This is a genomic window from Pseudonocardia alaniniphila, assembly GCF_022524485.1.
Taxonomy (GTDB): Bacteria; Actinomycetota; Actinomycetes; order Mycobacteriales; family Pseudonocardiaceae; genus Pseudonocardia; species Pseudonocardia alaniniphila.
In genome coordinates, this window is record NZ_JAKXMK010000020.1 from 43353 (window position 1) to 53580 (window position 10228).

The window sequence follows — 10228 nt, forward strand, 5'->3', positions numbered from 1 at the left end:
TCCTACCGGTCCGGCGAGCCGGATTAAAGGGCCGAGCGGACGAGATCGCTAGGAGGGTGCTGAACAACTCGGCCCTACTGCGCGGCGCCCAGGCGGCGCCCTCGCGGCGTTGTCGTCGGGCCCGATACAACAGCGGTATCGGCCCCTCCTCCGCCTTGCGATGCCACCACCTGGATCACCGCTCGCTACGGGCGGAGTTGTTCAGCACCCTCCTGGGCGTCAGGCTCCAGACGCAGCGAGATGGAGTTGATGCAGTAGCGCAGGTCGGTGGGTGTGCCGTAGCCCTCGCCCTCGAAGACGTGCCCGAGGTGGCTGTGGCAGGTGGCGCACAGCACCTCGACGCGCTTCATCCCCAGGCTCGTGTCGACGCGTTCGATCACGGCGTCGCCCGCGAGCGGGGTGAAGAACGACGGCCAGCCGCAGTGTGACTCGAACTTGGTGTCGGAGCGGAACAGCTCGGCACCGCACGCCCGGCAGGAGTAGACGCCGGAGGTCTTGGTGTCGGTGTACTCACCGGTGAACGCCCGCTCCGTGCCCGCCTTGCGCAGGACCTGGTACTCGGCGGGGGTGAGCTGCTCGCGCCACTCGGCGTCGGTCTTGGCGACCTTCGGCGGCTGATCGGTCTGGGGATCCATGGTCTCCAGACTATGTCCGGATGCGCCCTTCGTGCCGCCGAGCGGGGTCGTGCCGCTAGAGCCAGGTGACCAGGACGAACACCAGGGCTTCCCAGACGATGTAGGCCGCCACGGCGAGAAGCAGCATGACCACCAGCACGGCCGCCCAGCGTCGGCCGCCCTCCGCCCGGTTGGCGGAGTCGGCGAAGTTGCTCACGCCGGCGATGTAGCCCTCCACCGTGTACGCCGGGCCGTGCTGTTGCATGCGGTCCAGGTGCGCGGCGAAGGCCTGGGCTTCCGGGTCGTCGGGGTCCAGGCCGATCAGCTCGTCGTCGAACTGCCGTGACCTGGTTGTGCGTTTCGGGTCGTGGAGTTCGCGCATCGGTCGAGGGTAGCCGGTAGCGTGCGCCACCGTGGCGAGCAAGAGCGCGGTGGTGCTCACCGTCCCCGGGCCGCACGGCCCCCGTGAAGTGCGGCTGACCAGCGCCGACCGGGTGTACTTCCCGGAGCGCGGGATCACCAAGGGCGAGGTGGTCGAGTACTACCGCGCCGTGGCGGAGCCGCTGCTCGGGGTGCTGCGTGATCGGCCGACCAACCTCAAGCGCTACCCCGACGGCGTCGACGGCGAGCCGTTCTACTCGAAACGGCTGCCGAAGGGAGCCCCCGACTACGTCGAGACCGCGCGGGTGACGTTCCCGAGCGGGCGCACCGCCGAGTCGCTCTGCCCCACGGAGCAGGCCGTGCTGGTGTGGGCGGCGAACATGGGCACGTTCGACTTCCACCCGTGGCCCGTGCGCCGCGCCGACACCGACCGTCCGGACGAGCTGCGCATTGACCTCGACCCCCAGCCGGGCACCGACTTCGCCGACGCGAAGGAGGTGGCGGGCGTGTTGCGCGAGGTGCTCGACGAGGCCGGTCTGGTGGGCTGGCCCAAGACCTCCGGCGGCCGGGGCATCCACGTCTTCTCCCGGATCCGGGCCGAGTGGGACTTCATCGCGGTCCGGCACGCGGTGATCGCGATCGCGCGCCGGGTTGCCGAGCGGCTGCCGGCGAAGGCCACCGTCGACTGGTGGAAGGAGGAGCGCGGCGAGCGCGTGTTCCTCGACTACAACCAGGCCGCGCGCGACCGCACGGTCGCCTCCGCATGGTCGGTTCGCGGGCGTCCGCGGGCCACTGTGTCGATGCCGGTCACCTGGGACACACTTCCCGATGTCGAGCCGGAGGACTTCGACGTCAGGACGGTGCCGGGTCTGTTCGTGGAGCGCGGCGACCCGCACAAGGGTATGGACGATGCGATCGGCGGCCTCGAGACCGTGCTCGGCTGGTACGCCGCCGACGAGCGCGACCGCGGGCTCGGCGATCTGCCCTACCCGCCCGAGTACCCCAAGATGCCCGGCGAGCCGATGCGGGTGCAGCCGAGCCGCGCCCGCCGCGTGACCAGCGAGGACAGTGGCTGAACGGCCCGATCGACGGGAGGACCACGATGGACGACCAGGTCACCGCGTTGGCCGCGATTCTGCGCGGGGCCGGCGAGACTCACCACCAGGTGTACCGCCTCGTCGACGGCGAGGACGCCGACTGGGCCTCCTGGTACGCCGACTGGTTGATCAGACTGTCGAGGCTGCCGGAGGTCCTCGGCGTCACGCCGGTCGCCAGTGAACTGGTCTACGTGCTCGTCGGCTCCGACAAGGAGCACACCGCGCAGCATCCGAACGTGCCGTGGGACGTGTTCTACGCGGACCGGATCATCACCCACTTCCGTCCCGGCTCCGGGTAGCGCGCTCGCGCGCCGGACTCACCCACGCAGCGCTTGGCTGATCCGCGCCGCCTGCAGGGTGAGGTGGTGACGTTCGGCCAGGTTGGGGGCCGACCGTGCGGCGTCGGCATACAGCCGTGCCGCGGTCTCGAGGTCGCCCGCCTTCTCATGAAGGTATGCCGAGGCGGCGGTGTGGCGAGGCAGGCCGGGGTCCACCCTGGCCAAGGCCGCGAGGCCGGCCGCGGGGCCGTCGGCCTCGCCGACCGCGACCGCCCGGTTGAGCTCCACCACCGGGCTCCCGGTGAGCCGGAGCAGCTCGTCGTACCAGCCGACGATCTGCACCCAGTCGGTCTCCTCGACGCGCGGAGCGTCGGCATGCAGGGCGGCGATGGCGGCCTGGGCCTGGAACTCACCGAGTCGGTCGCGACCCAGCGCTTTCTGCAGGATGGCAACGCCCTCGGCGATGAGCGAGGTGTTCCAGCGGCAGCGGTCCTGCTCGGCCAGCGGGACCAGGCTGCCGTCGGGCCTGGTTCGCGCCGGTCTCCGAGCATGGTGCAGCAGCATCAACGCCAGCAGTCCCGCGGTCTCCTCGTCGTCGGTCATCGACGCCAGCTGCCGGGTGAGCCGGATCGCCTCGGCCGCCAGGTCGACGTCGCCGGTGTAGCCCTCGTTGAAGACGAGGTAGAGCACCCGTAGCACCGTCGCCAGGTCGCCTGGCTCCTCGAACCGCACGCCGCCGACCGTGCGTTTGGCCCGGCTGATCCGCTGCGCCATCGTCGCCTCCGGCACGAGATAGGCCTGGGCGATCTGGCGGGTGGTCAAGCCACCGACGGCCCGCAGCGTGAGGGCCACCGCGGACGCCGGGGTCAGCGACGGATGCGCGCAGAGGAAGAAGAGCTGCAACGTGTCGTCTGCGGTCTCGGCCGGTCCGGGTGGCGGCTCGGCGTCGACCCGCTGCTCCCTGTCGCGACGTGAGACCTCGGAGCGGTGGGCGTCGACGAACTTGCGCCAGGCAACCGTGACCAGCCAGCCCTTCGGGTCGGCAGGTTGCCGGTCCGGCCAGGTCAGCGCGGCCTGGATGAGTGCTTCCTGCACGGCGTCCTCGGCCGTCGCGAAATCGACCCCGCGACGTACGAGGACGCCGATCACCGCGGGAGTCAGCTCCCTCAGCAGCAGCTCGTCCATCACCTGATGTGGCCCCTGACCTGGCCGAGCCGGCCCGGTCACTCGGTGACCGTGTGCGCGGTGCCCATGAACGGGCGCAACTCGAGCCATTCGTGGATCGGCTTGCCGCCTGCTCCGGGGGCTGCCGACAGCTCACCGGCGAGCTCGAGCGCGCGCTCGTAGGTGTCGACGTCGATCACCATCCAGCCGGCGATGACGTCCTTGGTCTCCGCGAAGGGTCCGTCGGTGACCGGCGGCCTGCCCTCCCCGTCGTACCGGACGAACGTGCCCTCGGACGAGAGTGCCTGGCTGTCGACGAACTCGCCGGAGCTCTCGAGCCGGGCGGCGAAGTCGGCCATGTACTGCAGGTGGTCCTGGACCTCCTGCGGGGTCCACCGGTCCATCGGGACGGGGTTCACGGCCTCGGGGGCGCCGCGGTAGTGCTTGAGAAGCAGGTACTTCGCCATGGTGGGTCTCCTTGGTGCGCTGCGGCCACGGTGGCTGCATCCGGCCCTGGGACGGAGCCGGGAGGCCGGCCTCGACATCCCCGTCACATCTTCTTCGAGAATTTTCTGACGCGGCCCGGTCCGGGCCACACACCGGTCCGCATACACGGGCCGGGGCTGGCACGACGAGAGCATCGCGGACGTCCTCGAAGGCCCGTGACTCGGCACACACGTCCCGGTCCCCGGGGACCGGCATAAGCACCGGCCCTCAGGCGCTTATACGAGTAAGTTCGTCGACGGCGAACCGAGAAGTGGAGGAGATCGGATGTCACCGAACGATGAGAGGCGCGCGACCGTGGACGTCGACGGCGCGCCGGCAAGCTACTTGACCGCCGGCGACGGCCCGGTCGTCCTGATGGTGCACGGCACGTACTGGAGCCGGGTCTTCCTCCCGATCCTGGACGATCTCGCCGCTGCGGGTCTGCGCCCTGTGGCCGTGGACCTGCCCGGATTCGGTCGCTCCGGGGGAGAGCTCACGGTGAGGACCGCGACCATTCCCGACCTCTCGGCCTGGGTGGTGCGCTTCGCCCGCGCGCTCGGTGTCGACGGACCTGTGTCGATCGTCGGGCACGACATCGGTGGCGCGATCGCGCAGCACCTGCTCGCCGCGGGAGCCGTGGACGCCTTCGCGCTGCTCAACGGCGTGACCTACGACTCGTGGCCGCAGCCGAGGATCGCCCGGTTCGCCGATCCGGCCCTGGTCGCCGCAACGTCGGCACGCGATCTGGTGGAGATCCGGCGTGGGGCGGTCGTCGACGCGCTGGCCGGCGCGGCGACCGACGCTCTGGTGGAGGAGTACCTCGAACCGCTCGCCGTGGAGCGTGTTGCGCGGTCCTGGATGGCCTTCGCCGCTGCGGCGGACAATCGCTACACCCTCGATCTGATGCCGTCGCTGCGCGCATCCACCATTCCGAAGCTGCTGGTCTGGGGTGAGGACGATCCCTTCCAGCAGGTCCACCACGCCGAGCGGTTCGCCGCCGAGGTGCCGAACTCGACGCTGGTGCGTGTGGCCGACGCCGGCCACATCCCGACGGAGAACGATCCCAGGGCGGTGGGCGCCCCGCTGGCCGACTTCTTCGCGAGGCGCGCCGCGAGTAAGCAGAACGAGGGCTGACCTCCCGTCCCACGATCCCGGCGTATCGACGTCCCGACTCCGCAAGTACGAGTCCTACGAATTCTCGGTGCGGCACCGGGAAACCGGCCCTGCCGCGGCTGGTTCCTGCCCGCGTCCGTGGGTGACGCCTGCTTCGTTGCAGAGCATTCGGCGCAACTCCCCGCCATTCGTTCACGATCGGATTCAGGACATGCGAATACTGCCTGCTCTCACCGGTGCTCGCGCAGGCTCTGCCGACGTCTCCACCGGGCATCGAGGGTGTTCCTCCGATGTGCGTGACAGTGCAGCGGCCCGGCTGAGCGCGAAGGTGACGGCTCTTCTGCTCGCCGCGTTTCCCGGCGCTCTGTTCATTGTGATCTGGTCGAGCGGCTATCTGGTCGGGAAGATCGGCATGCGTGAGATGTCGGCTCTCACGCTGCTGTGGTGGCGATTCCTGGTGGCCGCGGTGGTGATGGGCGTCGTCGCCATCGTGACCCGGGCCCCGTGGCCGCGCAGGCCGATGGCGTGGATCCATCTGATCGTCACGGGATTCGTGTTGCATGCCGTTCAGTTCGGCGGCATCTACATCGGCTTGGGCCTGGGGGTGTCCGCGGGTCTCGCGTCGCTGATCGCCAGTGCGGGCCCGCTGGTGATCGCGGCGATCGCCGTCCCCGCGTTCGGTGAGTTGCTGCGAAAGCGGCAATGGGTGGGATTGCTGCTCGGGCTGCTCGGAGTTGCGGCCGCGGTCGGTTCCGAACTCGGCGGCGGTGTTTCCGTGGCCGGACTGTTCGCGTTGCTGGTATCGCTGGTGGCATTCGCCGGCGGCACGTTGTACCAGAAGCGATTCGGCGCGGTGATGGATCTCCGCAGCGGTCTGACGGTGCAACTGGTCGTGGCCACGGTCGCGATCACACCGCTCGCGCTCGGCCGTGGCGGCCTGTCGATACCGGTCACGTTCTCCGCGATCTGGCCCATCGTGTGGGCGAGCCTCGTGAGCTCCATCGGCGGGCTCGTCCTGCTCTTCGTCCTGCTGCGGCGCCGGGGTGGCGGGGCGGCCACGAGCTACCTCTTCCTGGTTCCTCCCGTGACGGCGTTGGCCGCCATCCCGTTGCTGGGCCAACCGCTCGAGGTGGGGGCGATGATCGGAACGGTGCTGGCCGCGATCGGTGTCGCCCTGGTCACCAGATCGGCACCGGCACCCGCCGAGTGACGGAGGGCCTGCCCGCGCTCGCCGGCGGCGACCGGCACCCGGCGGAGGGCAGGGCGCGGCGCCGCGGCACCTCCGTTCTCGACCTTGACATCTCCTCCCGCAGGGGACGAATCTGAGAAGCGTCTTCTAGAGCCGCATTCCAAGTGTGGCTTGGCGTGACATTCGGGTCTTTGCGACAAGGAGGTCGCCGTGAGCCCTTCGTACGTACGCCAACTCGACGAGTACCCCACAGGCAGTCGCAGGCTGCGCATCCTGGCGATGGCCGTGCTGGCCAGCCTCATCTGCTCCTACGAAGGGGTGATCGCCCCGGTCGTGCCGCTCCTGCTCGAGGACCTGCACATGAGCTTGGGGACGTACGGGGCGATCTCGGCAGCTGCGGCCGTGGCGGGTGCGGTGGCCGGGATGATCGGCGGCAGACTCACCGACAAGGTCGGACGCGTACGGCTGCTGGTCCCGCTCATGATGCTCACCTCCCTGTGCTGTTTCGGAATGGTGCTGGTCCAGACGCCGACCGAACTGCTCGTCGCCCGGGTGGTGCTGGCGTTCATCGACGGTGTGGCGGTGGCCAGCACCGCTCCGCTCGTTCGCGACTTCTCCCCTCGGATGGGCCGTGCGCAGGCCTTCGGGTTCTGGACGTGGGGGCCGGTGGGGGCGAACTTCCTCGCAGCGGCGATCGCCGGGGCCACTCTGACACTGTTCAACGGCGCGTGGGAGTCCCAGTTCGTGATCATGGGTGCGATCTCGCTGGTGGTCTCGGTGGTGATCGCGTTGAACATCGCCGAGCTCTCTCCGGCGTTGCGGGCCAAGATCGTGCAGACCGAGCGGTCGGTCCGCACCGCCGTGGACGAGACGCGGCCCCCGCAGATTCGAGATCTGCTCGTGCACCGCACGATCTGGGCCCACGTCATCGGCATCGCGTTCTGGCTGGTGCTGTACCTGACGCTCACGCTCTACGGGCAGACGATGCTCGTGCAGACCTTCGACATGAGCACCGCTCAGGCGTCCTCGGTGATGACGGTGTTCTGGATCCTGGACCTGGTGATCGTCGTCGCCGCCGGGCGCCTGTCGGACCGGTGGCAACTGCGCCGCCCCTTCGAGCTCGGTGGCACCATCGCCGGGCTGGCTGTCCTGCTGGTGCTGGTGTGGCTGATCGGGCGCGACACCGTTTCCATTCCCGCACTCATGGTCACCGGGCTCTTCCTCGGCGGGCTGCTCGGCGCCGCCTACTCGCCGTGGATGGCGAACTTCTCCGAGGACGCCGAGAACATCGATCCGCGCTTGCAGGGCACGGCATGGGGCCTGTTCTCCTTCCTCGTGAAGGGCATGGCAGTGGTGGTGCTCCTCGTCGCGCCTCAGGTGGTCGCGGCCACGAACTGGCAGGTGTGGATGGGGGTGACGGCCGGCTGCATGGTCGTTTTCGGGGTGGCCATCTGCTTCTTCGGGGGGCCGTGGCGGCGCACCGCGCCGGATGCGGTGGCACCGGCGTCGGTCCCGGCCACTGCAGGCGACTCCACCACGACGTAGTCCGACGGGCGAGCGATCGGCGCCGTTCTGACCGTGCGTGACACGCCGGACACGCACAGTTGTAACGGCGCCGACCGCTGCCGCCGATAGCTCCATGGGTCGGGGGACCATCGAGAGTTGGAGCTCGGATGTCTCACCGCCCCGCGCCGCCCAGCCATACCCCGCAGCCGTCCGAGGCGACGCAGCCCGTGCACTGGGCGCCGCCCTATCCGGTCCGGCCGATGCGGGTTCCGCCGAAGGTGAAGCGCAAGAAGTGGCCGTGGAGCGTCGCTGCCGTCGCCGTACTGCTCGTCATCGTGATCAACACGAGTGCGGGCCCCGGCGCGCCGGCCACGGTCATCGGCGAACACGTCCCGGCATCGGTGAAAGCTGCGCCTGCCGACACGGTCGATCTGGCCCCGGGCCCGCCGGCCGCGCCGATCTCCTATCACGGACAGGGCGACGAGGTGCTGAACCTCGAGAAGCCGGTCGGCGTGGCCGTGCTCGATTTCGAATGCCTCCAGTGCACCGGCAGCACGGTGCTGAAGACGGACGGCAGAGAAGCGCTTCTGGTCAACGAGATCGGCGGTTATTCGGGGCGCCACCTCATCGACGTCTCCGACACCGCGCGGACGTCCGTGCTGACGGTCACCGCGAACGGATCGTGGAAGGTGACGGTGACGCCCGGCCTGTCGGCTGTGCGGATCACCGACGGGGCCAGGATCACCGGGACGGGCGATGACGTGGTGGCCATCAACGGCACCACGACCCGGGCGCTGATCAAGAACCGCGGAGAGTCGAACTTCGCCGTGTGGATCGTGGGCGGGGACACGGCCGAGCTCGCCGTGAACGAGATCGGCTCCTACGAGGGCACGGTGCCGTTGCGCGCCCCGGCCGTCGCGATCGTGACGTCGTCCGGCGACTGGTCGATCGCGCCCTTCTGACCGGCCGGCCGCCGGGTCACGCCGAGGTGGCCCGCACGATGTCGGACGGCGCGGCGCGGCGTTCCCGGGGGCCGAACAGCATGAGCAGCGCGCCGACGGCAGCCAGCACGCTCATGAGAACGAAGCCGCTGGTGAACGTCCCGGTGCCGGAGACGATCAACCCCATGATGATCGGTGCCACGATCCCGGACAGGGCGAACGAGGCGTCGGTGAACCCGGCCGCGCTGGCCGGCTGGGCAGGCTCGGCGTCGATCGAGGCGACCCACCAGATCCCGCCGGTGATGAACCCGAACCCGACGCCGAGCGAGATGAACACCAGCGCGACGGTGAGGGTGGGGTGGAGGAAGACGGGGATGAGCGAGCAGGCGGACAGCAGCAGCGCGACGCCCATGATCGTGAAGCGGCTGCGGATGCTCTGCGTGCGGGCGTAGAACCGGTCGACGACGAACCCGCCGACCAGCGCGCCGACCACGCCGGCGGCCCACGGGGCCACCGAGAAGGCGCCGACCTCCTTGATGCTGAGCCCGTAGGACGAGAGGTACTGCGGCAGCCAGTAGAGGAAGCCCCAGAACATGAAGCCCCAGGCGAAGTAGCCGGCGGCGACGATCCACAGGTTGCGGTTGGTGAGCAGCGCCCTCCAGTCGACGCGGCCACGGCTCGCCGACTCCTCCGCCACCCGCCCTGCCGCGATGTGGGCCAACTCGCGCCCGTTGACGCGGCGGGACTCCTCGGGGGTGTTGGTGAGCAGGCCGATCGCGGCGATCGCCCAGGCGATCCCGAGCACGGCCATCAGCCAGAACGTGCCCCGCCAGTCGATCAGTGCGATCAGCTGGGTGAGCAGGGGCCCGGCGATCAGCAGGCTTCCGGAGACCGCGACCCCACCGATGAGTGCCAGGGCGAACCCGCGCTCCACCGACGGCAGCCAGCGACTGACGATCCGGGTCGCGGCGGGAAAGGCGGGTGCCTCGCCTGCGCCCAGGAGGATCCGCAGGAGCAACAGTCCGGCGAACCCTCCCGCAACCGGGATGAGTGCCACGGAGATCGAGAAGATGGTGATCGCCACCATGAGCACGCGGCGTGGGCCGAAACGGTCGACCAGCGGGCCGGACAGGAAGGCGAACACCATGTAGCCGACGGAGAAGGCGCTGCTGATGACGCCGTACTGGGCCGTGGTGATTCCGAACTCCCGCTCCAGCGGAGCGACGGCGAAGGAGATCGCGCTGCGGTCGATGTAGTTGATGATGATCAGCGCGACGACCAGAACGATCGTCGCCCAGCGAAAACGGGTCCTCATTGGCGGCGTACCTCGCTGTGCTGCGGCTGGAGCGGACTCACATCGAATTCGTTCCGCTGGTCGGAACGCTATTCGTTTGTTCGGTCGAGCCTGGCATCCGGTGCTATTCCGGGTCAATGCACTGAGCCCGCAATTGCACGTGTC

General features: G+C 69.5%; 11 protein-coding genes. 6 read left to right on the forward strand and 5 right to left on the reverse strand.

The window, feature by feature from the left end; translation table 11 throughout:
- Positions 1-185 precede the first annotated feature (185 nt).
- Positions 186-635: a peptide-methionine (R)-S-oxide reductase MsrB gene (gene msrB / locus MMF94_RS22815; protein WP_241039185.1), complete on the reverse strand. Its 450-nt coding sequence runs from the start codon at positions 633-635 to the stop codon at positions 186-188.
- Positions 636-690: 55 nt separating this feature from the next.
- Positions 691-996 (reverse strand): hypothetical protein, encoded by a 306-nt coding sequence (locus MMF94_RS22820; RefSeq protein WP_241039186.1) that lies wholly within the window; start codon positions 994-996, stop codon positions 691-693.
- A gap of 31 nt (positions 997-1027) precedes the next feature.
- On the opposite strand from MMF94_RS22820, the gene ligD reads away from it, so the two are divergent.
- Positions 1028-2071, forward strand: a complete 1044-nt coding sequence (ligD, locus tag MMF94_RS22825) for a non-homologous end-joining DNA ligase (RefSeq protein WP_241039187.1) — start codon at positions 1028-1030, stop codon at positions 2069-2071.
- 26 nt (positions 2072-2097) lie between these two features.
- Positions 2098-2391 carry a hypothetical protein gene (locus MMF94_RS22830; RefSeq protein WP_241039188.1) on the forward strand — a complete coding sequence of 98 codons (294 nt, stop codon included), beginning with the start codon at positions 2098-2100 and terminating at the stop codon, positions 2389-2391.
- An 18-nt stretch (positions 2392-2409) separates the two neighbouring features.
- On the opposite strand, the gene MMF94_RS22835 is transcribed toward MMF94_RS22830, so the two are convergent.
- Positions 2410-3555, reverse strand: a complete 1146-nt coding sequence (locus tag MMF94_RS22835; RefSeq protein ID WP_241039189.1) for an RNA polymerase sigma factor — start codon at positions 3553-3555, stop codon at positions 2410-2412.
- A gap of 38 nt (positions 3556-3593) precedes the next feature.
- Positions 3594-4001 (reverse strand): YciI family protein, encoded by a 408-nt coding sequence (locus MMF94_RS22840; protein WP_241039190.1) that lies wholly within the window; start codon positions 3999-4001, stop codon positions 3594-3596.
- Positions 4002-4305: 304 nt separating this feature from the next.
- On the opposite strand from MMF94_RS22840, the gene MMF94_RS22845 reads away from it, so the two are divergent.
- The 4 genes from MMF94_RS22845 (at position 4306) to MMF94_RS22860 (ending at position 8790) form a co-directional block, all read left to right on the forward strand.
- Positions 4306-5154, forward strand: a complete 849-nt coding sequence (locus tag MMF94_RS22845) for an alpha/beta fold hydrolase (RefSeq protein ID WP_241039191.1) — start codon at positions 4306-4308, stop codon at positions 5152-5154.
- A gap of 271 nt (positions 5155-5425) precedes the next feature.
- Positions 5426-6343: a DMT family transporter gene (locus MMF94_RS22850; protein ID WP_241039192.1), complete on the forward strand. Its 918-nt coding sequence runs from the start codon at positions 5426-5428 to the stop codon at positions 6341-6343.
- Positions 6344-6532: 189 nt separating this feature from the next.
- Entirely contained in the window at positions 6533-7867 is a 1335-nt protein-coding gene (locus MMF94_RS22855) for an MFS transporter (protein WP_241039193.1), read from the forward strand.
- A gap of 128 nt (positions 7868-7995) precedes the next feature.
- A complete protein-coding gene (locus tag MMF94_RS22860; RefSeq protein ID WP_241039194.1) occupies positions 7996-8790 on the forward strand; it encodes a hypothetical protein in 795 nt (264 codons plus the stop codon).
- 16 nt (positions 8791-8806) lie between these two features.
- Here MMF94_RS22860 and MMF94_RS22865 read toward each other — a convergent pair whose 3' ends face one another.
- Positions 8807-10084, reverse strand: coding sequence for an MFS transporter (locus MMF94_RS22865; protein ID WP_241039195.1), 1278 nt, complete (start codon positions 10082-10084; stop codon positions 8807-8809).
- Positions 10085-10228: the final 144 nt, after the last annotated feature.